The 23,354-nt window shown below is 67.1% G+C and carries 18 protein-coding genes; 10 read left to right on the plus strand and 8 right to left on the minus strand.

The annotated features are described in order from the left end of the window. Nucleotides 1–28: 28 nt before the first annotated feature. From AAGA11_01470 to AAGA11_01485, 4 genes are all read left to right on the plus strand, one after another. Nucleotides 29–643 (plus strand): TetR/AcrR family transcriptional regulator, encoded by a 615-nt coding sequence (locus AAGA11_01470; protein MEM9601505.1) that lies wholly within the window; start codon nt 29–31, stop codon nt 641–643. A gap of 88 nt (nt 644–731) precedes the next feature. Continuing rightward, a complete protein-coding gene (locus tag AAGA11_01475; protein MEM9601506.1) occupies nt 732–1,286 on the plus strand; it encodes a TetR family transcriptional regulator C-terminal domain-containing protein in 555 nt (184 codons plus the stop codon). A gap of 146 nt (nt 1,287–1,432) precedes the next feature. After that, complete coding sequence (locus AAGA11_01480) at nt 1,433–2,095, plus strand: cupin domain-containing protein (GenBank protein ID MEM9601507.1); 663 nt, start codon at nt 1,433–1,435, stop codon at nt 2,093–2,095. 81 nt (nt 2,096–2,176) lie between these two features. Continuing rightward, complete coding sequence (locus AAGA11_01485; GenBank protein ID MEM9601508.1) at nt 2,177–2,545, plus strand: VOC family protein; 369 nt, start codon at nt 2,177–2,179, stop codon at nt 2,543–2,545. Nucleotides 2,546–2,605: 60 nt separating this feature from the next. On the opposite strand, the gene AAGA11_01490 is transcribed toward AAGA11_01485, so the two are convergent. Next, the gene (locus AAGA11_01490) at nt 2,606–2,992 is read right to left on the minus strand and encodes a DUF4864 domain-containing protein (protein MEM9601509.1); all 387 of its coding nucleotides are present in this window, start codon (nt 2,990–2,992) and stop codon (nt 2,606–2,608) included. 89 nt (nt 2,993–3,081) lie between these two features. Further along, complete coding sequence (locus AAGA11_01495; GenBank protein MEM9601510.1) at nt 3,082–3,942, minus strand: hypothetical protein; 861 nt, start codon at nt 3,940–3,942, stop codon at nt 3,082–3,084. A gap of 136 nt (nt 3,943–4,078) precedes the next feature. Here AAGA11_01495 and hrpA point away from each other — a divergent pair, with 136 nt between their 5' ends. Then, nucleotides 4,079–7,984: an ATP-dependent RNA helicase HrpA gene (hrpA, locus tag AAGA11_01500; GenBank protein ID MEM9601511.1), complete on the plus strand. Its 3,906-nt coding sequence runs from the start codon at nt 4,079–4,081 to the stop codon at nt 7,982–7,984. Further along, entirely contained in the window at nt 7,977–9,422 is a 1,446-nt protein-coding gene (locus AAGA11_01505) for a hypothetical protein (GenBank protein ID MEM9601512.1), read from the plus strand. Before hrpA ends, AAGA11_01505 begins: the two co-directional genes overlap by 8 nt. On the opposite strand, the gene AAGA11_01510 is transcribed toward AAGA11_01505, so the two are convergent. Continuing rightward, nucleotides 9,419–10,654 carry an MFS transporter gene (locus tag AAGA11_01510; protein MEM9601513.1) on the minus strand — a complete coding sequence of 412 codons (1,236 nt, stop codon included), beginning with the start codon at nt 10,652–10,654 and terminating at the stop codon, nt 9,419–9,421. The two genes, AAGA11_01505 and AAGA11_01510, sit on opposite strands and share 4 nt — an antisense overlap. Next, nucleotides 10,644–13,295: an aminopeptidase N gene (gene pepN, locus AAGA11_01515; GenBank protein MEM9601514.1), complete on the minus strand. Its 2,652-nt coding sequence runs from the start codon at nt 13,293–13,295 to the stop codon at nt 10,644–10,646. The genes AAGA11_01510 and pepN overlap by 11 nt, the downstream gene beginning before the upstream one ends. Nucleotides 13,296–13,447: 152 nt before the next feature. Here pepN and AAGA11_01520 point away from each other — a divergent pair, with 152 nt between their 5' ends. The 4 genes from AAGA11_01520 to AAGA11_01535 all read left to right on the plus strand — a co-directional run bounded on the left by AAGA11_01520 (nt 13,448) and on the right by AAGA11_01535 (nt 17,949). Continuing rightward, nucleotides 13,448–14,218: a hypothetical protein gene (locus tag AAGA11_01520; protein MEM9601515.1), complete on the plus strand. Its 771-nt coding sequence runs from the start codon at nt 13,448–13,450 to the stop codon at nt 14,216–14,218. A gap of 64 nt (nt 14,219–14,282) precedes the next feature. Next, complete coding sequence (locus AAGA11_01525) at nt 14,283–15,386, plus strand: peptidoglycan DD-metalloendopeptidase family protein (protein MEM9601516.1); 1,104 nt, start codon at nt 14,283–14,285, stop codon at nt 15,384–15,386. 144 nt (nt 15,387–15,530) lie between these two features. Beyond that, complete coding sequence (locus AAGA11_01530) at nt 15,531–16,877, plus strand: S41 family peptidase (protein MEM9601517.1); 1,347 nt, start codon at nt 15,531–15,533, stop codon at nt 16,875–16,877. 154 nt (nt 16,878–17,031) lie between these two features. Further along, nucleotides 17,032–17,949, plus strand: a complete 918-nt coding sequence (locus tag AAGA11_01535) for a divergent polysaccharide deacetylase family protein (GenBank protein MEM9601518.1) — start codon at nt 17,032–17,034, stop codon at nt 17,947–17,949. A gap of 89 nt (nt 17,950–18,038) precedes the next feature. On the opposite strand, the gene glmS is transcribed toward AAGA11_01535, so the two are convergent. The 4 genes from glmS to atpD form a co-directional block, all read right to left on the minus strand. Continuing rightward, on the minus strand, nt 18,039–19,874 hold the full coding sequence (gene glmS, locus AAGA11_01540) for a glutamine--fructose-6-phosphate transaminase (isomerizing) (protein MEM9601519.1): 1,836 nt from the start codon (nt 19,872–19,874) through the stop codon (nt 18,039–18,041). Nucleotides 19,875–19,880: 6 nt separating this feature from the next. Continuing rightward, nucleotides 19,881–21,242, minus strand: coding sequence for a bifunctional UDP-N-acetylglucosamine diphosphorylase/glucosamine-1-phosphate N-acetyltransferase GlmU (glmU, locus tag AAGA11_01545; GenBank protein MEM9601520.1), 1,362 nt, complete (start codon nt 21,240–21,242; stop codon nt 19,881–19,883). Between the two features lie 212 nt (nt 21,243–21,454). Then, the gene (locus AAGA11_01550; protein MEM9601521.1) at nt 21,455–21,868 is read right to left on the minus strand and encodes a F0F1 ATP synthase subunit epsilon; all 414 of its coding nucleotides are present in this window, start codon (nt 21,866–21,868) and stop codon (nt 21,455–21,457) included. Between the two features lie 77 nt (nt 21,869–21,945). Beyond that, nucleotides 21,946–23,343 (minus strand): F0F1 ATP synthase subunit beta, encoded by a 1,398-nt coding sequence (atpD, locus tag AAGA11_01555; protein MEM9601522.1) that lies wholly within the window; start codon nt 23,341–23,343, stop codon nt 21,946–21,948. Between the last annotated feature and the right edge of the window lie 11 nt (nt 23,344–23,354).

Consider the following 23,354-nt stretch of genomic DNA (forward strand, 5'->3'; position numbering starts at 1 on the left):
AAAAAGTGAACACTGTTAACATAGGGCCATGAAGAAGCACCGCGACAGCTACCACCACGGGAACCTCGCCGAGTCTCTGCTCGATGCGGTGGAGGACCTCGCGACCCGTTTCGGGCTCGAGGCCGTGAGCTTGCGCGCCTGCGCCAAGCAGCTCGGCGTCTCGCCGTCGTCGGCGTTCCGGCACTACCCGGACAAGCGGGCGCTGCTGACCGCGTTTGCCACGCGCGCCCTGCAGCAGCTCTCGGCGGCGCTGGCCGAGGCCGCCACCAACCACACCACGTTTCGGCCGATCGCGCTCGCCTACGTTCGCTACGCGATCGAGAAGCCGGCGCTGTTTCGCGCCATGTGGCGCGAGGACACCATCTACGCCCAAGACGAGCAATACCGCGCAGCCACCGCCACGCTGACCCGGCAACTGACGGCCGGGTTCGGCGACGCCCTCAGGGACTGCGACCCGGACCACCTGAGCGATCAGGAACTGCTGGTCTGGTCGACCTTGCACGGCTTGGCGGTGCTGTTCGTCGACGGGCCGTTGAACCAGGTCGCCGACGACGCCACCCGCCTCACCTCCGCCGAGCACGTGATCGATCGCCTGATCCCCACCCTCGACCTGAACAGCACACCTCCGGCACCGACGGCCTGAACCTACCCATAGATAGGCATTTGCGGTAGGGTCCCGGCTCCAGCGTCACGCACCGCGGACGCCGCCGCACCGGGGAGCCGAGCAACCGATGGCCGATAACCGACAGAAATTGACCGACGTGGCGCAGTCGAGCGTCCAGAAGAGCGGCCTGCGTGGCTTGAGTTTCCGCACCCTGGCCAACGAAGTGGGCATCAAATCCTCGAGTGTGCACTACCACTTCCCCGAGAAGTCCGACCTCGCCCAGGCGCTGATCGAGCAGTACACCACGACCTTCATGGCCAAGCTCGAGGCGATCGCAGCGGAGCCCTGGTCGCTCAAGCGCAAGCTCACCGCCTTCATGGCGGTGATCGAAGACGTCGCGCGCTCCGACAGCCTGTGCCTGTGCGGCATGCTGGCCGCCGAACTCGAATCCCTGTCCGCCGAAAACCGCACCGCGTTGCGCCGGTTCTTCACCGAGATGGCGAGCTGGCTGACACGCGAACTGAGCGCGCACGCCGACGAAGTGAACAGCGACCTCGCCCCGGCAGACCTCGCCAGCGTGATGGTGTCGGGCATCGAGGGCGCGCTGCTGGTCGACCGGGTCCACGGCGACACCGTGAGCCTCACCGCCCAACAACGGCTCTACACCAGCCTGTTGCGCTGACGCCCAGCACGCCCGCCCGGGGCGCTGTCGTCGGCCGCCACCTCACCTGCACAAGGCACGCGGTAAAAAATTGGCCCTTGCAATCTATCTAGTGATAGATAGAATATAGCCCAACACTCCCCGATTCGCCCCAGCCGGAGGCCCAAATGGACGTCAACGCCGATTTTGCCCAGCGCGTGCTGCTGCACGCAGATGAGATCGAGTGGGAGAAATCCCCCATGCCCGGCGTCGACCGCCGGCGCCTCGACCGGGTCGACACCGAAGACGAGCGGGTCACGACCATCGTCCGCTACGCCCCTGGCAGCGCCTTCTCCTCGCACGTGCACACGGGTGGCGAAGAGTTCATCGTGCTCGAGGGCGTGTTCGAAGACGACTACGGCGAGTGGCCCGAGGGCAGCTACATCCGCAACCCGCCGCAGTCCCGGCACACACCCGGGTCAAAGCCCGGCTGCGTGATTTTCGTCAAGCTCTGGCAGTTCCAGCCCGACGACCGCACCTTCGTGCACGCCAAGCTGGACAAGCTGGGCGCGGTGCCAGACCGACACCGCGACGGTGTCAGCGTGTCACCCTTGTACAAGGATGCCTTCGAGAATGTCCGCGTCGAGCAGTGGGAGCCCGGCGCCGTGGTCGACGTCGACGCTTCAGGTGGCGCCGAGGTGCTGGTGCTCGACGGCGGCTTTGACGAGCAGGGCGACCGTTTGCGAAAGCACTCCTGGCTGCGCGTGCCGGTTGGCACCACCCTGAACGCCACCGCCGGGCCCCATGGTGCCCGAGTCTGGATCAAGTCCGGACACCTGCGGGGCTTGTGACCGGCCACCCCTTACGCCTGCAGGCACCTGCCTGCGCCACACCACCGCGGCCACCGCGTCGCCATACGGAGACCACATCTGATGATTGGTTATGCAACCCTGGGTTCCACGGACCTCGACCGCGCCCTCGCGTTCTACGATGAGCTGCTCGCCCTGGTGGGCGGCAAACAGAAATTTGGCCTCGACCGTATCAAGTTCTACGGCACCGACGACAACGGCGCCATGCTTGCAGTGTGTACGCCGGCAAACGGTGAGGACCAGAGCTGTGGCAATGGCCAGATGGTCGCTATCCCGGGTGGCTCGCCCGAGGGTGCTGACGCACTGTACGAGAAGGCCCTGTCACTCGGCGCTACCGACGCGGGCGCTCCGGGTCAACGCATGGACGGTTTCTACGGCGCCTACGTGCACGACCCGGACGGCAACAAGCTGTGCTTCTTCCACATGGGCTGACGCCCTGAGTCGAAAAGCCCGTCGCTGACGGGCTTTTCGAATACCGTTGGCGTTGTGTGCTCAGGCGCCGACGCCGGCCTGCCGCACGTACACGCCATTGATCTGCCAGCTGGACTCGGTCTTCAGCATCTCGTAGCGCGCTTCGAACACCGAACCCGTGGTGTCAGTGAAAAACACCGTTTGCACACCGCCGTCGGAAAATTGACCGTACCGCACACGTGCCGGTCGCCACACCATCGGGTAGCTCCGCTGCACCATGCGACCGAATCGCTCGGCCGTGCCAAAGATGCGTTTGATCGTGGGCGACGCGAACGAGAAGGCCGTGTCGAGGTCGTTGGCCTGGAACGCGGCAATTTGCGCGTCGATCACCTGTGTGGGTTCGGTGTCGTTCGCGTGCACTGCCGGTGCCAGGCCGATCATCAGAACCAACGGTAGCCAGAATCGCATGGTGTCACCTCGTGTTCAGATCGGTGGACGCGTCGCCCGTCTTGGGTGCTGACTGCCGTTCACGCCGTTGGTTCCCGAGCGGACCGGAATCAGGGCGCCGTCAACACACCGGCTTGCAGCAGCGTGGTGGGGTCTGGCACCCACATGGCCTCGGCGGGGGCCTGGTAGATCTGCTCGACAAAGGCAGCCGAAACCCCGCGCTGGCGCAGGTAGGCCTGGTCTCGGCGCTGCGCCTCGGCCGTGTCGACCAGCGCGCGCTGGACCGGCGCCCGCACACTGTACTGGTGGAAGCCGAGTTCGGCACCGGCGCCAAGGCGCCGATCGGCTCCGGCGAGAAACACCAGGGTGCACGCCGAATAGCACCGCGTGTCGCTGCGCGTCTCGAGAGCGTGTGGCTCGATGTCGGCCGCAATTGCACGCGCCGCCATGACGAGACCGCCCTCGCTGCGCAGCAGGACGCGGCCGATCCCGGGCTCGCTTGCCAACGCAGCCTGCACCGCGCTGTGGTGCTGCCAGCCGATTTCACCCTCGATCACCACCGTGCGACCGCCGTCGAGGCGCGGCAACGTGAATACCTCGGCCGGCGGCGCCGGTGGCGGGGCCACGTGGCCGCGCCGCGCGGCGGCATCGAGCGCCTGCACGGCGGTCAGGGCCAACACCAGCGTGAGGGCCGCGTAGCCAAACCACCCGCCCACCGCACTGCCGAGCGAGCGCGTGTGCCGATCGATGGCACGCCAGCCGCCGACCACCTGCCACGTGCACACCACCAGGCTCAAAGCCAGCCAGACCACCAGGGCCGAGCGGGGAACCGCGCCCTGCAGCAGGCCCAGGCCCACCCGCAGCCCGACCAGCAACACCGCCAACGTCACCCAGAAGGGCACGCGCCCCTGCCAGTGCATTGCCAGCCAACGTGCAATCACCAACAGCACCCCCTTCGTGACGTGCCACACAGCGTCGCACGCCCCTTCCACCCGGTTCAACACAGCGCCTGAAGCGTGGCGCCCGGGCTTGTGCCGCACCCCGCGAGGCGTACACTGCCGTGGGCCGACCGCCGGCAAACGCCTTTGTGACCCCTTCACCGTGACCATGCCAACCCTCTCGTCCCTGCGCGGCCAACTCGACGCCGTGCAGACCCGGGACCGACACCGTTTGCGCCGCGACATCACCGCGCTCGCCGCACGTGCGCGTACCGACCAGCCGGACATCGATGCCCTGACACAGCTGCAGACACGCGTGCGTGCATCGGTCGCGGTGGTCGACGCCCGCCGCGCGGCGCCGATCACGCTGAGCTACCCCGAGGCACTGCCGGTGTCTGCGGCGCGCGATCCGCTGCGCGAGGCCATCGCGGCCCACCCGGTGGTGATCGTTTGCGGCGACACGGGCTCCGGCAAGACGACACAGCTGCCGAAACTTTGCATGGAACTCGGCCGCGGCACCCACGGGCTGATCGGCCACACCCAGCCACGGCGTATCGCCGCGCGCACCGTTGCCGACCGCATAGCGCGCGAGTTGCAGACCGAGCCCGGCGCGGTGGTCGGCCACACCGTGCGTTTCTCCGACACGGTGTCGCCAACGGCGCGTGTCAAGGTGATGACCGACGGCATCCTGCTCGCCGAGATCCAGCGCGACCCCTGGCTGAACGCCTACGACACGCTGATCATCGACGAGGCCCACGAGCGCTCGCTCAACATCGATTTCCTGCTCGGCTACCTCGCGCAATTGCTGCTGCGCCGACCAGACCTCAAGCTCATCATCACCTCGGCCACCATCGACCCCGAGCGCTTCGCGGCCCACTTCACACACGGCGACACGCCGGCGCCGATCGTGCGCGTCGAGGGACGCACCTACCCGGTCGAGCTTCGCTACCGGCCGACGGTCGACACCGAGTCCGGCCGCGAGACCGACCCGCTGGCGGCGCTGATCGACGCCACTGAGGAGCTCGCTGCCGCCGTCGACGGGGACATCCTGATCTTCTTCCCGGGCGAACGTGACATCCGTGATGCAAGCGCGGCCCTCAGCAGGCACGCGAGCCAATCGAAACGGTTGCGCGGGCTCGAGGTGCTGCCGTTGTTCGGCCGACTCTCGCACGCCGAGCAGCAGAAGATCTTCAAACGCGGCGACCGCCGTCGCGTCGTGCTGGCCACCAACGTGGCCGAGACCTCGCTCACCGTGCCCGGCATCCGCGCCGTGATCGACACCGGCACCGCGCGGGTGTCGCGCTACTCGGCGAGTTCGAAACTGCAGCGCCTGCCGGTCGAGCCCATCTCGCAGGCGTCGGCGAACCAGCGATCGGGCCGCTGCGGCCGCGAGGCACCCGGCGTCGCAATCCGCCTGTACAGCGAGGACGATTTCAACGCGCGCCCCGCTTTCACCGACCCCGAGATCCTGCGCACCAACCTCGCGTCGGTAATCCTGCAAATGGCGGCGTTGCGCCTGGGCGCGGTCGAGGACTTTCCCTTTGTCGAGGCCCCCGAGCGGCGCTTCATCAACGACGGCTATCTGCTGCTGCAGGAACTCGGCGCGGTCGACGAGCGGCGCGCGCTGACCAAACTGGGGCGGCGCATGGCGCGCTTGCCGGTCGACCCGCGCCTCGCCCGCATGCTACTCGCCGCCGACAACGAAGCCTGCCTCGACGAGGTCCTGACGGTTGTCTCGGCGCTCTCGGTGCAGGACCCGCGCGAACGCCCGCTCGAGGCGCAGGCCGGCGCCGACCAGGCCCACGCCGAGCACCGCCACGAGAGCTCGGATTTTCTGAGTTTCACCAACCTCTGGAGCCTGGTCACGGTGCAACGCAGCGCCCTGTCGGGCAACGGCTTTCGCAAGTGGTGCAAGGCGCAGTTCCTCAGCCCGCTTCGGGTGCGTGAGTGGATCGACATCCGCCGGCAGCTTGCGGAGGCCTGCAGCAGCCTCTCGCTGCGGCGCAACGACACCGAAGCGCCACCGGACAACGTGCACCGCGCGGTGTTGGCCGGCCTGCTGTCGCACATCGCGCGCAAGACCGACAAGGGCGACTACGCCGGCGCGCGCGGCAGAAAGATGCACATTTTCCCCGGCTCGAGCCTGCGCCGGCGCGGCCCCAGCTGGCTGGTTGCGGCGGAAATCGTTGAAACCAGCCGCGTGTTTGCCCGCTGCGTGGCGCCGATCGACCCGCGCTGGCTGGAGGCGCTCGCGCCGCACCTGGTGAAGTACAGCTATTTCAGTCCGCGCTGGCAACGCAAACGCGGCCAGGTCGGTGCCTACGCCAAGGTGTCGCTCTACGGCCTGATCGTCAACCCGAAAAAGCGGGTGAACTACGGCCCGATCGACCCGGCCGGCGCCCGGGACATCTTCATCCGCCACGCGCTGGTGGAAGGCGAGCTCAACACCCAGGGCGCGTTTCTCGCCCACAATCTGGCACTGCTCGACTCGGTGCGTGCGCTCGAAGACAAGTCGCGACGCCGGGACCTGCAAGTCGACCCGGAAACGCTCGCCGCGTTCTACCATGCGCGCCTGCCCGCCGACGTGTACAACCAGCCGGCGTTCGAGACCTGGCGCACCGAGGTCGAGCGCGAGACGCCGCGGTTGCTGTACTTCGACACCGCCGACGTCATGCTCGAGGACGCGGCACCGGTCGCCTACGAGAGCTTCCCCGACCACATCGACATCGCCGGCGCCACGCTGCCACTGCGCTACCACTTCGCGCCCGGCGCCGACGACGACGGGGTCACCCTGAGCATCCCGGTGGTGCTGCTGAACCGGGTGGGCGCGGCGCAGTGCGAGTACATCGTGCCGGGCTTGATGTACGAGAAGATCGAGGCCCTGCTGCGTTCGCTGCCGAAGGCCAGCCGCAAGCAGGTGGTGCCGGTACCGGACGTCGCCCGCGCACTGTTGGCCGACATCACACCGTCCGACACCACCCTGACGCGCGCACTCTCGGCCAGGCTGAAGGCCAGCCGCGGTCTCGACATCGCGGTGTCCGACTGGGACCCCACCGCGCTGCCTGCACACCTCTTCATGCGGTTCGAAGTGCTGGCGAGCGACGGCACGGTGCTGGCGAGCGGCCGCGACCTCGGCGCCCTGCAGCGCGCGTTCGAGGGCCAGGTCGAAGAGAGCCTCTCTGACAGCCCCGACAACAGCCTCGAGCGCGACGGCCTGACCGACTGGCGCTTCGGCGATCTGCCCGAGCAGGTCGACATCGACCAGGCCGGCATCGCGCTGTCCGGCTACCCGGCACTCGTCGACCACGGCGACACGGTCGCCATCCGCGTCTACGGCGCCTCGGCACAGGCGAGCCGCGAGCACCGGCTCGGCCTGCGTCGCCTGTTCGCACTGCACCTGCGCGACGAGATCCGCTACCTCAACAAGCAATTGAAATCGCTCGACAAACTCGCGCTCCGTTTCGCCGGGCGCGGCACCGTCGACGAACTCAAAGCGGACCTGCTCGACAGCGCACTCGACGCGGTCTTCCTCGCGGGCCGCGCGCCCGCGCGCACCCGCGAAGCCTTTCTCGAGACGCTCGCGTCGGGCCGACGCGACCTGCAGGGCGCCGCCAACCGCCTCAGCGAGCACCTGGTCACCGCGCTCGACGCCTGCGCAACCGTCGAGCAGCGGATACGGCGAAGCAGCTCGCTGGCCTGGGTGGAGCCGGTTGCCGACATCCGCGACCAGATCGACCACCTGATCTACCCCGGCATGCTGTCCGCCACCCCGGCCGAGCAGCTCAAACGCATGCCGGTGTTTTTCAAGGCGATCGACCGCCGGCTCGACGCAATCGACAGAGCGCCGGACAAGGACCGGCGGCTGCGCACGGACCTCCTACCCTTGTGGGAACGCTTCAAGTCACTGCCGACCGCGCTCGACGACGATCTGAGCTTTGACGGCGACTGGCTGGCCGTGCGCTGGCTGTTTGAAGAGCTCCGCATCTCGTTGTTCGCACAGGAACTCGGCACCCGTGACAAGGTCTCAGTGGCCCGCATCGAAAAACGCCTCAGCGCGTTGGAGCGGCGTGTCTAAACACCCGATGGTCTGGATTCTCGTGGCCGCGCTCGCACCGGGCGTCGCCGTCGCAGTGTGCGAGCCGACCTTCGAAACGGTGCCGCGCGCCTTGGCGCGCACCTGGGTACCGATTCCGCCGCACCTCCCCGACCCCGGGGAGGACACCGTCTGGACGCACCCGACCCAGCGCAACGGCCACGCGTTGCGCGTGCACCACGTCGCCGACAAAGCGGTGTTGCAGGCCGCCGGCATCGCGCCTGAAACGCTCAACACCCGACACGAGTACAGCCAACACAGTGCCTTTTCGGCCACGGGCCGCTGGCTGGTCAGCCACGGCAAGGAGCAGCGCGTGCTGTTCGACGGTATGCAATACAAGCCTGTCCGTACCGTGCAGGACAACGGCCCACTGCTCGATTGGCTGTGGGATCCGGTGGACGACGACACGGCGTACTATGTCTCGCAAAGCACGCACGCGGTGGTGCGCTACGACGTCGAAACCGACACGCACACGCCGGCGTTCACGCGCGCCCAGCTCGCCCGCCACCTCGACCTGCCGAACGCCGACGCGCTCAGGCTCGAAGGACACCATGGCCAGGGGGCGTTGTCGGCCTCCGGGGACCGCCTGGTGACCAAGTTTGCCCGCGGCGAGGACGCCGTTGTCGTGGTCTTCAACCCCCGCACCGCCGACGTGATTTCGCACGCCACGTTTCCGGGTCTCGCGGGCCGTCGCAACATGGACTGGCAGGCGTTGAGCCCCTCAGGCAAGCACGTGATCGTGCAGGCTCAGTTCGACGCGCTGTACGGGACGCAATTCGCCGGCAGCCGCGGCACGCAGCAGGTGCGCGTGTTCGACACCGCCCGCTTCGAGGCGACGTCGGGCAAGCTGGTGATCGGGCGGCCCTCGCACTTCGACGTGATGCAAAACAGCAACGGGCGCGAGTTTTTCGTCATCGCCGGCTCACAGCCGCCGCAGGGTTGGCGGGGCCTGTCGAGCCCGCCACGGGGCTTGGTGCAGGGCTTGTACACAGTCGACCTCGACTCGCTGACCTGGCGACAACACCTCAACTTTCGCGAACGGTTTCAGAACGGCGTGCCGGCGGCTCACGTCTCGGCGGCGCCCGACCGCGCTGAGGTGCTGCTGAGCTTCTACCAGGGAGGCAACGAGGACAGCGCCAGCGACGCCCAAACCACACCGCTGTTGCTGGTCGATCTGGACGCCACCTGGCGCGTGCGCACAGCCTGGATGGGCTGGGACCTCGCCGCCAACCCGGGGCGGGGCAACTCCTCTCAAGGCTACCTCGCCCAACCGCACGCGAGTTTCAGTCCCGGCGTCTGGTTGGCCAACGGTGAGCGTGGCCTCAAACTGGTGTGGGCGTCGGACAACAACCGCCGCGACGCGCGCGTGGGCAACCTCGTGGTGGCCGAAGTGATCTGCCCGGCCGGGGCGACACGCTAGTCGGCTTCGTCCGCGTTGCGGGAGCCCGCGTACACCGCGGTGCAGACGGCGATCACCGCGGCCATCGCAGCGAAGGCCAGCCGGTACTGCTCGCGCGGCGGCCAGCCGAGCGCCGCCGCGAGATCGAGCACGAGCCCGAAGCCGGTTTGCATGACCGGGATGGCCAACACCGCGACGAAGGTGAACACCGCCACCGCACGGCCGAGCCCCTCGGGCGCGACCACCCGACGCAGGTGCGCGCTCAACGGCACGTAGTACTGCTGGCTGAACACCATCAGGAGCAGCAACGCGATTGCAAGCTCGGCACGCACGTCGGGCCACACCGCGAGACACAGCAGTGACCCGACTGACACCAACGCCGACACCACGATCAGTCGTCGCCGGCGTCGGACTGACCGGTCCAGCACACCGAAGCTGTAACCCGCGGCAATGGTCGCGGCGAAGAACAACATCAACACCGCGCCCGCCCGGGCCGGGTCGAAGCGGTAGACGGTCTGCAGGTAAGGTCCGCCCCACAAGCCGGTGACGGTGGTGATCGGCGCGTAGCTCACCACGGCCAACGCGAGAATGCGGCCGACGTCGGGTTGCGCCAGCACCCGTCGCACGCCGAGACCCCGGCCCGCCGATGACGACGTCGGCTGCGGTGTCGGCGGCTCGGCCACGGCGCGGTGAATCGCCACCGCAATCAGCACGCTCACGAACGCCACCGCGGCAAAAACCGTGGACCAGGCAAAGGCGCCGAGGGCCACCGCGAGCGGGAAGGTGCCGAGCAGGCCGCCCACGCCGCCGAGGCTGACGACCAGACCGTTGGCATAGCCGAATTGCCGCGCCGGGACGCTGCGGGCGAGCAGGACCTGGCTGCCGGCGCCAATCGCCGCCATGCCGAGGCCGATGGTGGCACGCGACGCCATCAAGCCCGCGGGACTGTCGGCGAGGGCAAAGCCGAGCGTGCCGAGCGCCACACACGCGGACGACACCAGCAGGGCACGGCGAGGCCCGACGCGGTCGAGCCAGACACCCGCCGGCACCTGCGCCACCACGCTGGCAAAAAAGAGGGTCGACACCAGCAGGCCCACCGCCGAGGCCGAGAGCGCGAACCGCTCGATCACGATCGGCGAGAACACCGAACCCGCCGCGCGGTGAAACTGACCGAGGGCAAACAGCGCGACACAGACCCCGATGGCCACCCGCGCGCTGTTCAGGCCCGTGGACGGCGCCCTGTCACGCGTCATGCAAGGCCTTGGACACGATCTCCCAGGTGTCTCGCGAGAGCCCCTCGCGATCGCGCAACGCCGACAGGGTCGCACGGGCGTGGGCCTGACGCGCGGGCGTGTGCCGCCGCCACTGCGCCAGCGCGCTCGCAAGCCGCGCCGCGGTCTGGGGGTTGATGGCGTCGTAATCGGCCAGGAAATCACCCAGCAAGCGGTAGCCGCTGCCGTCGGCGGCGTGAAACCGCACCGGGTTGTTGAACGCAAACACGCCAAACAGCGCGCGCGCCCGGTTCGGGTTGAGCACGTCGAAATCGGCCCGTTGCCGGAGGCGTCTGATGTCCTCGACCACCGCCCCACGCGGACTGGTCGCCTGCAACGCGAACCACTTGTCCATGACAAGCTTGTCACCGGTATACCGCTGCTCGTAGTCGCCGAGCAGTTCTGCCCGCAGCGCCTCGTAGCCGGGGTCGGTGGCGTGCGTGACGATGCGCAGCGCGGCCAGGCGGTCTGTCATGTTGCCCGCGCTGTGGTACTGATCGGCCAGCACCGGATGCGCCCAGCTCGGGTCCGAACAACTCAGCCAATCGAGGCACAGCGCGCGCAGCGCGCGTTCGCCGACGGCGTCGGGCGTGAGCGAGAACTGCGCCGACCGCGGCGCCTCGACGACCGCGCGCAGGTGCGGTGCGAGCCGCTCAGCGAGGCTGCGCTTGAGCACGGTGAGGCCACGGTCGACCGCGTCGATATCGACCGTGTCGAGTTGGGCCGTCACCGTGTTCACGTCGGGCAGGGTCAGCGCCTCGGCGCGCACGCCCGGCGGCAGCGAGCCGTCGCGCAACACCGTCGCAAGCCCGTCAACGACCGCCTCGGACAGTTCGGCCGTCGCATCCGGCTCCGCGGCATCGGCGAGGGCGCGCACGCGGCTGCCGAGCATGTCCTGCGCCGCCTGCCAGCGGTTGAAGAGGTCGCTGTCGTGCTGCAACAGGACAAGGTTGTCCGCGTCGCTGACCGTGTGCACCAGGGTCACAGGGGCTGAAAACCCACGCAACAGCGACACCACCGGCGGCGACGCCACGCCCTCGAAGACGAACTGCGCCACGCGGCTGTCGACCACCAGCACGCGCTCGAGCGGTGCCTCGGCGTCTGACGCCAGCCGCAGCGGGATGGCGCCGCCGTCGCGGCCAAGCAGCCCGAGCCGCACGGGGATCACCAGCGGTCCGGCTTCAGCCTGCCCTGGTATCCGCTGGCTGAAGGTCAAGGTGAACCGCTGCAGCTCGGCGTCGTGGTGGCTGTCCACGCGCAGCTCCGGCGTGCCGGCCTGCGCGTACCAGCGCTCGAACTGGGTGAAATCGACGCCGTTGGCGTCGGCCATCGCCCGGCGAAAGTCGTCGCAGGTCGCCGCCGAGCCGTCGTGGCGCTCGATGTACAGGTCCATGCCCCGCCGGAACCCGTCCTCGCCGAGCAGGGTGTCGTACAGGCGGACAACTTCGGCGCCCTTCTCGTAGACCGTGAGGGTGTAGAAGTTGTTGATCTCGACGTAGCTCTCCGGCCGGATCGGGTGTGCCATGGGACCGGCATCCTCCGGGAACTGACGCGCCTTGAGCAGGCGCACGTCTTCGATGCGTTTGAGCGCGCGCACGTGCAGGTCACTGGAGAACTCCTGATCCCGGTAGACGGTCAGGCCCTCCTTGAGACTCAACTGGAACCAGTCTCGGCAGGTCACCCGGTTGCCGGTCCAGTTGTGAAAGTACTCGTGTGCGACGACCGACTCGACGCCGAGAAAGTCGGTGTCGGTGGCGGTCTCGGCGTCGGTCAGCACGTACTTGGTGTTGAAGATGTTGAGGCCCTTGTTTTCCATCGCCCCCATGTTGAAATCGTCCACCGCGACGATGTTGAACACGTCGAGGTCGTAGGCGAGCCCGTAGCGCTGTTCGTCCCACGCCATCGCCCGCTTGAGCGAGGCCATGGCGTGCGCGGTGCGGTCGATGTAGGCGTCGGTGGTGAAGATGTTCAGCGACACCTCGCGCCCCGCCGACGTGGTGAACGCATCGCTGCGGCAGGCGAGGTCACCGGCAACGAGGGCGAACAGGTACGCCGGCTTCGGGTGCGGGTCGTCCCAGACCGCTTCGACACGCCGCGGGTCGATGGCGCGGGTCGAGACCGGGTTGCCGTTGCTCAACAACACCGGGCAGCGGGCCCTGTCGGCGCGCAACACCACGCGGTAGGGCGCGAGCACGTCCGGGCGATCGGGGAAGTAGGTGATACGCCGAAAGCCCTCGGCTTCACATTGGGTGCAGTAGACCCCGTTGCTGACGTAGAGGCCGCTCAAGGCGGTGTTGTCCGCCGGTGCGATCCGCGTGTCGACTTCGAGCTCGAAGTGCTCGGGCAAGCCGCGGAGCGTCAGGCCGTGCTCGTCCACCTCGTAGGCCGCACGCGCCAACGGCTGCCCGTCGATCCGCACACCCAGCAGGGTCAACGCCTCGCCGTCGAGCGTCCAAAGCCCTTCGGGGTTGGCGACGTCGGGGTTGCGGCGCACCGTCAAGCGACTGCGCAACCTCGTGGACGCGTCGTCGAGGTCGAATTGCAGCCACACCGCGTCGAGCCAGAACGGCGGCGGCTGGTAGTCGAGCCGGTGAACGGTGCGGTGCGCGGCGGCGGAACCCATGTGGAAACGTCCAGAAATCCGGCTCGCCAGTATGCGCAGCCGCTTGCAGGGCGACAAGCTCTGGAGCATTGCCGATTCCGGCCGATAAGGAGGGTCTGGTGGGGGTGTTCACACCGGGCTGAGACGAGCGAGCCGAGACAGGGGACCGGAACATGCGATGGGCAACGATCAGGCAAGCCACGCTCGCCGTGTTTTTGCTGTCGTTCCTGCTCGTGGCAGCGGTTCAGCTGCTCTACTCGCGCAACTGGGGCGTTGCGCTGCCCGTGGTCGTCTACCCGATCGCGGCCACCCCCGACCGCGACGTCCTCGACTACATTGACACGCTCAAGACCGCGGACTTCGAGATCATCGACCGCTGGATGGCGCGCGAGGCCGAGCGCTACAAGCTGCCCAACCCAGTGCCCACCCGGGTCCGGCTCGGACCGACGCTGAACACCCTGCCGCCGCCCTACCCCGAACTCGACGGCGTGGCCTGGTTGATCCTCTGGCAACTGCGGATGCGCCTGTGGGCCGCTTTCAACTCACCCGAGGCCTTCTGGAATTGGCGCACGGTGCGCATCTATCTGGTGCTGCACGGCGCCAACCGACCGAAGTACCTGCCTCACAGCATCGGCATGCAGAAAGGCCTGATCGGACTCGTGCACGGTTTCGCCGAGCCGCGCCAGACGTCGCAGAACATCGTCGTGGTCGCGCACGAGCTGCTGCACACGGTGGGCGCAACGGATAAATACAACCAGGTGGGCAACCCGATTTTCCCCCAGGGCTACGCCAACCCCACACGCAAGCCGCTCTACCCGCAACGCTCTGCCGAGATCATGGCCGGCCGCATCCCGACGTCCGAGTTTCGCTCGGTCATGGCCCACAGCCTGCGCAGCTCGCGCATCGGTCCGCACACGGCGCGCGAGATCAACTGGATCGAGTGATTTCACGCCCCGCTGCGGCGAGTGCTTCCTATACTGAAAGGACTGCCCCAACACGCGGTCCGCTGTGGTTTCGAGGTTCTTTCTCCTGACGGTCTTCGGGTTGGCGGCCGGGCCGCTCGCACAGGTGCCCGTGGCGGCGGGCGAACAGCTGCTTGCCCGCCTGGACAGCGGCACCCCTGCCGAGGCACCGCGCCCCGCGCCCCGCCACCAAACCCACGAATCCCTGCTGTCCGAACTGGCGGCTGTGGACCGCACGATCGGCGACGCCGAAACGCGCATCGACGCGTTGCAGACGCGCATCGACGAAAGCAGCGATGTGCTGACCGCGCTGCGACGCACCATTGAAGCGCGGCGCGACATCAGTGCGGCCCAGCAAGCGCACGTCCGCGCACAGATCCGAGCCACCTGGCGGCTGCACCGCGTCCAGCAACAGCGCGCCGAACAGTACCGCACCCCGCCGCGCGGCTGGCGCCGAACCCAGCGGTACATCGCCGCCGTGAACGACCACCTGGCCCGCCAGCGCGGGCACGCGCGCCTCGCTCTGGTCGACGTGATGGCCACGGTGCACGAGGCCGATGCGGTGCAACGCACGCTCACCGGTGATGAACAGGCACTGCGGCAGGAGCGCAGCAACCTCAAACACCTCCAGGCCAGCCGTCAGCCGGTGTTGCTGCAGCTCGAAACCGCAATCGAGGCTGCTGGCGACAACCTGATCACGCTCTACGCCGAGACCGACGCGGTCCGACACACACTCGAAACCGCCGACACGGCACTGGCGGACCACGGCCTGCCGTGGCCGTTGGTTGGTCGGGTGCGCACGCGTTTTGGTGAGAAGACGCCCGCGACCAAGCAGGCCTCACGCGGAATCCAGATCGACGCCGTCGCGGGCGACACCGCGCACGCCGTCGACGCCGGCGTGGTGGTGTTTGCCGACTGGATGCGGGGCCAGGGCCTCCTGGCGGTGGTCGACCACGGCAACGGCATGATGGCGGTCTACGGCAACAACCAGCGCCTGCTGGTTTCGGTTGGCGACCGGGTGGCGCCGGGCGACCCGGTCGCGGTGGTCGGAGCCGAGGGGTCGGTCGAGCAGGCACAGCTCTACTTCGAGCTTCGCCTGGAGGGCCAGGCGGTCGATCCGCTCGACTGGCTGACCACCACACCGAGTTGAAACCACGAGCAGCGCACGGAAATCCCGTAGGTAAAAGCGCTACCCTTGGGCTGGCACAGACTGTGTAGAATCTGTGTCAGTGAACCCTTGTGCGGTTTTGGCAGACAAACCGTATACACAGCCTCGTGCACAGGACCCCGCGATATGCCCGCAGTCAGAAAAAACTACCTTGGTGTACTGATCGGGGTCTTGATCGGCGCCTCCCTGACGCTCGGCCACAGTGTGCTGGCAACGCGCAATGACCCGGGCGCGATTCCGATCGACCAACTGCGCACCTTCACGGACGTCTTCACCCGCATCAAACGCAACTACGTCGAAGAAGTCAGCGACGAAGACCTGCTCGAACTCGCCATCCGCGGCATGCTCTCGGGGCTGGACCCGCACTCGGCCTACCTCGACGAGGAGCAGTACAACGAGCTGCGCATCGGCACCTCGGGTGAATTCGGCGGCCTCGGCATCGAGGTCGGCATGGAGGACGGTTTCGTCAAGGTGGTCTCACCGATCGACGACACCCCGGCCCAACGCGCCGGTGTGCTCGCCGGGGACCTCATCATTCGCCTGGACGACAAATCCGTCAAAGGCTTGTCACTCAACGACGCCGTCAAACTGATGCGGGGCAAACCCGGCAGCCCGATTTCGCTGACGATCGTGCGTGAGGGGGCAGACGCCCCGCTAACCATCGAGGTCGTGCGCGACATCATCCAGGTCAGCAGCGTGCGTGATCGCCTGATCGAAGGCGGTTTCGGCTACGTCCGCATCTCGAGCTTCCAGAACAAGACCACGCGCAACCTGGTCAGCTCGGTGCGGGAACTCACCGATCGCCACGGCGACGACCTGCGCGGCCTGGTGCTGGACCTGCGCAACAACCCCGGCGGCGTGCTGTCCGCGGCAGTGGGCGTGTCGGACGCCTTCCTCGAAGAGGGGCTGGTGGTCTACACCGACGGCCGCGACCGCGACAACCACCTGAGCTACAGCGCACGCCGCGGCGACATCCTCAACGGCGCGCCGCTCGTGGTCCTGGTGAACCAGGGCTCGGCCTCGGCGTCCGAGATCGTCGCCGGTGCGCTTCAGGATCACCGCCGCGCCATCATCCTCGGCCACACCACCTTCGGCAAAGGCTCGGTGCAGACCATCCAGGACCTGCCAAACGGCGGCGCCGTGAAGCTGACCACCGCGCGTTACTACACGCCGGATGGCCGCAGCATCCAGGCCGAGGGCATCGTGCCGGATATCGAAGTCGGCAACTTCCAGCTGCAGCAGGAGAGCGCGAACCGGCTCTCGCCGATCTCGGAGTCGTCACTCAGCGGCCACCTGAGCAACCCGAACGACGAAGCTGACGCCGAGTCGGCCGACGCCGCTGACGCCGCCGAACTGGACCCGAACGCGCCCACCACACTGCGCGAGATCGCCAACAGCGACTACACGCTGTACGAAGCCGTCAACCTGCTGCGGGGCCTGGACATCACCCGCTCCGCTGCGCGCGACTCCTGAAGCGGCCCACGCCCCCCGGCCGATCGACCCGGCCGGTGCGGCGTCGCGCTGTCTCAGATCGGCAGCACTAACAACGCCCAATGTCAACGTGGCGCTACGCCGACCCTTCTCCGTATAATTTTACGCGTCGTCTATACTCCTGTGGGGACCGTGCGTGCGCATCACACCTTGGCTGGCCAACCTGGCTGTTGGCATCACCCTGCCGCTGACCCTCCTGTCCCCGCTTGCACACGCCGCTGACGCCCTGCCCAATGTCACGGCGGCGTTGGCCGAGAGCCGCGCCACGGTGTCGATCATCATCGACGATGTCGGACACAACCGGCGCTACGGCGAGCGTGTCGCCCGACTGCCCGCGCCCCTGACCCTGTCGATCCTGCCGCACACGCCGTTCGATCAGCACTTCGCCAACCTCGGGCGGACACTCGGCAAGGAAGTGATGTTGCACATGCCGATGCAGGCCATCGGCAACCGGGCGGCGTATCCAAACCAGCTTGAAGCCGACATGGCCCACCCGACTTTCATGGCCACGCTGCGCAGCAACCTCGGCGCTTTTGACGGGTACACCGGCATCAACAACCACCAGGGCAGCCTGATGATGGGCAACGCACCGCGGCTCGAGTGGATGATGGCCGAGATTGCCAACCGCAACGTGTTCTTTGTCGACAGCCGGACGATTGGTCGCTCACCGGCCAACCGCATTGCGACGCGCTACGGCATCGCCACCAGCGACCGCGACGTGTTCCTCGACCACGAGGTGTCCGAGACCGTGATCAGCCGGCAGTTCGACCGTCTCGTGACACGGGCGCTGCGCGACGGGCACGCCGTGGCCATTGGCCACCCGCACCCTGCCACCATTGCCGTGCTCGAACGCAAGCTGCCGTCGCTCGCGAAACTTGGCATTGCCGTGGTGCCGGTCTCGACCACCATCGCGCTGCAGAGCGGCGCGACGCTGTACGCCGCAGGCGACGCGGTGCTCGACCACGGTCGCCCCGCCCAGCCGACGGTCCGCGCGAGACAGAACCCGCTGCTGCGTGAGATCGGCGACAACGAGCTCTACACCGCCACCCGCTGAACCCGCTGGCAGGGCACAAAAAAAGGCCGCGTCACCGCGGCCTTTTTCGGTCCGAGTGTCGGGTTGCCCGAAGCCACCCGGGTGTGCGCCTACTCGACGGTCACACTCTTGGCTAGGTTGCGCGGCTGGTCCACGTCGGTGCCACGCATCACCGCCACGTGGTAGCTCAGCAGCTGCACAGGGATGGTGAACACGATCGGCGCGACCGACTCCGGGCAGTCCGGCAGGCGCAGGATCTTGAAGCCGTCGGCGTCCTTGATGTCCGAGCTCTGCTCGGCGAACACGTAGAGCTGACCACCGCGGGTGCGAACCTCCTCCATGTTGGCCTTGAGCTTTTCGAGCAGCACATCGTTCGGGGCCACGGTGACCACCGGCATGTCGTTGTCGATCAGCGCGAGGGGGCCGTGCTTGAGCTCGCCGGCCGGGTAGCCCTCGGCGTGGATGTAGGAGATTTCCTTGAGCTTCAGCGCGCCCTCAAGCGCGATCGGGAAAAAAGGCCCTCGGCCGAGAAAGATCGCGTTGTGCTTCTCGACGAAATCCTCGGCGAAACGCTCGATTTCCGTGTCCATCTCAAGCGCCTGCTCGACCAGGCCGGCACAGGCCTCGAGGCCGGTCGCAATGTCGCGCACCACCTGCTCGTCGCAGCCCTTTGCGCGCGCCACCAGGCCGGTCAGCGCCAGCAGAGCGGCGAGCTGGGTCACGAAGGCCTTGGTCGACGCCACGCCGATCTCGGTGCCCGCACGGGTCAGCAGGGTGGCATCCGCCTCGCGCGTCATGCTGCTCTCGGGCACGTTGCAAATGGCAAGCGAGGCGAGGTAGTTGGGGTTGTGCTTGGTCTCTTCGAGCGCCGCCATCGAATCGGCGGTTTCGCCGGATTGCGACAAGGTGATGTAGAGCGTGTTCTTCGGCACCTGAACGGTGCGGTAGCGGTACTCGCTCGCGATCTCGACACTCGCGGGCACGCCGGCGTACTGCTCGAGCCAGTAGCGCGCCACGCCGGCGGCGTAGGAGCTCGTGCCACAGGCGACCAGGTGGATCTGCTCGACCTGCGCCAACATGGCCTGGTCGATCTGCCCGACGTGGTCAAGCACCAGTTCACCGTTGTGCACGAGGCCCTCGATGGTCTTGCGAATCGCGAGGGGCTGCTCGTAGATCTCCTTGAGCATGAAGTGCTTGAAGTCGCCCTTGTCGACCGAGAAATCGCTGAGCTCCGAGCGTTTCAGCTCACGCATCACCGGTTCGCCGTGCTCGTCCTCGATGGCGTAGCCACTGCGCCGCACGTCGATGAGATCACCGTCGTTGAGGTAGACGAACTGCTGCGTGACCGGAATCAACGCCGAGGTGTCCGAGGCGAGGAAGTACTCCTTGACCCCGACACCGAGCAACAGCGGACTGCCACGCCGCACCGCGATGATCCGGTCCGGTTCATCGCTGTTGATGATGGCGAGGGCGTAGGCGCCCTCGAGCTGCGCGACGGTGGTGCGCACGGCTTGCAGGAACTCGCCAACCCGCTCGAGCTCGCGGTGTAACAGGTGCGCGATCACCTCGGTGTCGGTCTCGGAGGTGAAGCTGTAGCCGGCCGCGGTGAGTTCGCTGCGCAGCTCCTCGTGGTTCTCGATGATGCCGTTGTGCACCAACGAGACCTTGCCGCTGCTGTTGTGCGGGTGCGCGTTGCGCTCGCTGGGTTCGCCGTGGGTGGCCCAGCGCGTGTGCGCAATGCCGATCTGGCTCGCCACCGGCGAGGCGTCGAGCGCGTCAGCCAGCCGTTGCACCTTGCCCATGGCGCGCACCCGGCCGATTGAACCGTCGTCGAGGACAACCGACACACCCGCCGAGTCGTAGCCGCGGTACTCGAGCCGCCGCAACCCTTCAATCAGGATCGGAGTGACATCGCGTTGCGCCAGTGCACCAATGATTCCGCACATTCTCAGTTAGCCCTTTGCTGCTTTTTTCTTGGGGGACAACCAGTCCGCCCGCGTTTTGACGGGGGCCCGTGTGTACACCAACACACCGGCGTCCACGTCCTTCGACAAGGTGCTGCCGGCGCCGATGGTCGAACCCGCTCCCACGCTTATCGGCGCGACCAGCACAGAATTTGAGCCCGTTGACACATCGTCGCCCAACACGGTGCGGTGTTTGTTGGCCCCGTCGTAGTTTGCGGTGATGGTGCCGGCGCCCACGTTGACACGCTCGCCGAGCTCGGCGTCACCGACATAGCTCAGGTGGTTCACCTTACTGCCCTCGCCAACGGCGGCGTTCTTGATCTCGACGAAATTGCCGACGTGGTTGTGCCCGGCCAGCGCCGCGCCGGGGCGAAGCCGCGCAAAGGGGCCGAGCTTGCAGGCCTCGCCGACACGGGCGTTCTCCACCACGCAATGTGGCTGCAACACGGTGCCCGCCGCGATGTGGCTGTCGCGCACCACACAGTAGGGCCCGACCACGACGCCGTCGCCGAGGCGCACGTCGCCCTCGAGCACCACGCCGACGTCGAGCACCACGTCGCGTCCGGTCTGCACTCGGCCGCGGATGTCGAGGCGCTGACGGTCCTTGACCGTCACGCCGTCGTCCAGCAGCCGCTGCACGCGGTTGCGTTGCAGCAAACGCTCGAGCTGCTCGAGCTGGTCGCGGTTGTTGACCCCGAGCACTTCCCACTCGGCGTCGGGTTGGGCGGTGTGGATCGGCAGGTCTTCGGCGTGGGCAAGGCCGACAATGTCGGTCAGGTAATACTCGCCCTGCGCGTTGTCACAGCCGACCTGGTCGAGCAACGCGAGCAGGGTGCCGCAGCGTCCGGACATGATGCCGGTGTTGGTTTCGGTGATGGCCTTCTGCGCGTCGTTCGCGTCCTTTTCCTCGACGATCGCGGTGACAGCGCCGCCGGCGCGCACGATCCGACCGTAGCCGGTCGGGTTGTCGAGTTCGACGGTCAGCAGACCGACCCCGTCGCGGTTGGCCAACAGCCGTTCCAGGGTTTCCACCCGGGTCAGCGGCACGTCCCCGTACAGAACCAACACGTGGTCGTCGTCGGGAATCTCCGGCAAGGCCTGCTGCACGGCGTGTCCGGTGCCCTTCTGCTCGGCCTGCATCGCCCAGCTCACGTCCGCCTCGGTGCGTTCCCGAACCGCGTCGGCACCGTGCCCGACGACCACGCAAATGCGCGACGGCTCGAGCTGACGTGCGGTGTCGATCACGTGGTGCAACAGGGCCTGCTCACCCAGGGGCTGCAGCACTTTCGGCAAAGCCGAGTTCATCCGGGTGCCTTTGCCGGCCGCGAGAATGACAATAGAAAGGCTCATGGATCCAAAACGCTCGGTACAGAGAAAGCTAAAGCGGCAGTAGAGGGGGATAACTCAAGGGACACCTGGCGAATACCCGCCCCTCACGCCCAAGGATAGTGCGTGTTGATGGCCTGGCCAGGCCTTTTGACCGTGTCGTGAAATCCGTGTGGCCACAAACAAGAAAGGGGGCGTTATGCCCCCTTTTCTGCCGTTCCGTGCCGAAAACGCCGCTATTTCTTCGAGCGGATCTTCTTGAGGAACTGCAACTGCGCCGCCGCTTGCACCAGCTCTGCCTGGGCGCGCTCGATGTCGATCTCGCCACTTTTGTTCGCCATCATCTCTTCGGCGCGGCGCTTAGCCTCTTCGGCAGCGGCTTCGTCCATCTCGTCACCGCGCAGGGCGGTGTCGGCGAGGACGGTGATCTGCTTCGGCTGCACCTCGAGTATGCCACCTGATACGAAAATGGCCTCTTCTTCGTCGCCGTTGATGACGCGCACCTCGCCCGGGCGCAGCCGCGAGATGAACGCGGCGTGGCCGGGTGAAATGCCGACGTCACCGGCCTCCGCACTGGCGACCACCATTTCCGCCTCGCCGCTCCACATCGCGCGTTCAGCACTGACTATTTCGACGCTGATCGTTGCCACAGCAACCCCCGTGTTGTTTGCTCGGCCGACCCGGCCGCACGCCCGGTGTGGGCGGCGGAATCAGGTCGCGCCTGACCTTACATGCTCTTGGCGCGCTCGACGGCTTCTTCGATCGAACCGACCATGTAGAAGGCCTGCTCGGGCAGGTCGTCGTACTCGCCGTTCACGATACCCTGAAAGCCCGCAATGGTGTCCTTGAGCGAGACATACTTGCCCGGTGCGCCGGTGAAGACCTCAGCCACGAAGAAGGGCTGCGACAGGAAGCGCTGGATCTTGCGCGCCCGGTAGACAATGAGCTTGTCTTCTTCGGAGAGCTCGTCCATGCCGAGGATCGCGATGATGTCACGCAGTTCCTTGTAGCGCTGCAGGGTGTTCTGCACCGCGCGGGCGGTGTCGTAGTGATCGTCGCCGAGGATCAGCGGGTCGAGCTGACGGCTGGTGGAATCGAGCGGGTCAACCGCCGGGTAGATACCGAGTGACGCGATGTCACGCGAGAGAACGACCGTCGCATCCAGGTGCGAGAAGGTCGTCGCCGGCGACGGGTCGGTCAGGTCGTCCGCAGGGACGTAGACCGCCTGGATCGAGGTGATCGAGCCGGTCTTGGTGGAGGTGATCCGCTCCTGCAGCACACCCATCTCCTCTGCCAGCGTCGGCTGGTAGCCCACCGCCGACGGCATGCGGCCGAGCAGTGCGGACACCTCGGTACCGGCGAGGGTGTAACGGTAGATGTTGTCGATGAAGAGCAGGACGTCGCGGCCTTCGTCGCGGAAATACTCCGCCATGGTCAGACCGGTCAGTGCCACGCGCAGGCGACAGCCCGGCGGCTCGTTCATCTGGCCGTAGACCATCGCCACCTTGGACTCGTCGAGCTGGTCGAGCTTGATGACGCCGGCTTCGGACATCTCATGGTAGAAGTCGTTGCCCTCGCGGGTGCGCTCACCCACGCCGGCGAACACCGAGAGGCCCGAGTGTTGCGTTGCGATGTTGTTGATGAGCTCGAGCATGTTGACCGTCTTGCCCACACCCGCACCGCCGAACAGGCCGACCTTACCGCCCTTGGCAAACGGGCAGAGCAGGTCGATGACCTTGATGCCGGTCTCGAGCAGTTCGGTTGAGCCCGACTGCTCGGCGTAGCTCGGCGCGCTGCGGTGGATCGCCCACTTCTCATCGGTGACCACGTCGCCACGCTCGTCCTGTGGTTCGCCGAGGACGTTCATGATGCGGCCGAGTGTGCCAGTGCCCACCGGCACGGAGATCGGCGCGCCGGTGTTCTCGACGTCGAGGCCGCGGCGCAAACCGTCCGAGGCGCCCATGGCGATGGTGCGGACCACGCCGTCACCGAGCTGGCCCTGGACCTCGAGCACGAGATCGGCGCTGCCGACGTTCAGAGCGTCGAAGACCTTGGGCACCGCGTCGCGCGGAAATTCGACATCGACGACCGCGCCGATGACTTCTACGATGGTTCCAGAACTCATTGTTTCGTTCC

Source organism: Pseudomonadota bacterium (genome assembly GCA_039196715.1).
In the GTDB taxonomy this organism is placed as follows: domain Bacteria; phylum Pseudomonadota; class Gammaproteobacteria; order CALCKW01; family CALCKW01; genus CALCKW01.

Excerpts from the sequence above, each read along its gene's own strand:
- hrpA (MEM9601511.1), top strand. The coding sequence starts at position 4,079 with ATGCCAACCCTCTCGTCCCTGCGCGGCCAACTCGACGCCGTGCAGACC.
- AAGA11_01530 (MEM9601517.1), top strand. The coding sequence starts at position 15,531 with ATGCCCGCAGTCAGAAAAAACTACCTTGGTGTACTGATCGGGGTCTTG.
- AAGA11_01520 (MEM9601515.1), top strand. The coding sequence starts at position 13,448 with ATGCGATGGGCAACGATCAGGCAAGCCACGCTCGCCGTGTTTTTGCTG.
- AAGA11_01485 (MEM9601508.1), top strand. The coding sequence starts at position 2,177 with ATGATTGGTTATGCAACCCTGGGTTCCACGGACCTCGACCGCGCCCTC.
- AAGA11_01470 (MEM9601505.1), top strand. The coding sequence starts at position 29 with ATGAAGAAGCACCGCGACAGCTACCACCACGGGAACCTCGCCGAGTCT.
- glmU (MEM9601520.1), bottom strand. The coding sequence starts at position 21,242 with ATGAGCCTTTCTATTGTCATTCTCGCGGCCGGCAAAGGCACCCGGATG.
- pepN (MEM9601514.1), bottom strand. The coding sequence starts at position 13,295 with ATGGGTTCCGCCGCCGCGCACCGCACCGTTCACCGGCTCGACTACCAG.
- AAGA11_01480 (MEM9601507.1), top strand. The coding sequence starts at position 1,433 with ATGGACGTCAACGCCGATTTTGCCCAGCGCGTGCTGCTGCACGCAGAT.
- atpD (MEM9601522.1), bottom strand. The coding sequence starts at position 23,343 with ATGAGTTCTGGAACCATCGTAGAAGTCATCGGCGCGGTCGTCGATGTC.
- glmS (MEM9601519.1), bottom strand. The coding sequence starts at position 19,874 with ATGTGCGGAATCATTGGTGCACTGGCGCAACGCGATGTCACTCCGATC.
- AAGA11_01510 (MEM9601513.1), bottom strand. The coding sequence starts at position 10,654 with ATGACGCGTGACAGGGCGCCGTCCACGGGCCTGAACAGCGCGCGGGTG.
- AAGA11_01490 (MEM9601509.1), bottom strand. The coding sequence starts at position 2,992 with ATGCGATTCTGGCTACCGTTGGTTCTGATGATCGGCCTGGCACCGGCA.
- AAGA11_01475 (MEM9601506.1), top strand. The coding sequence starts at position 732 with ATGGCCGATAACCGACAGAAATTGACCGACGTGGCGCAGTCGAGCGTC.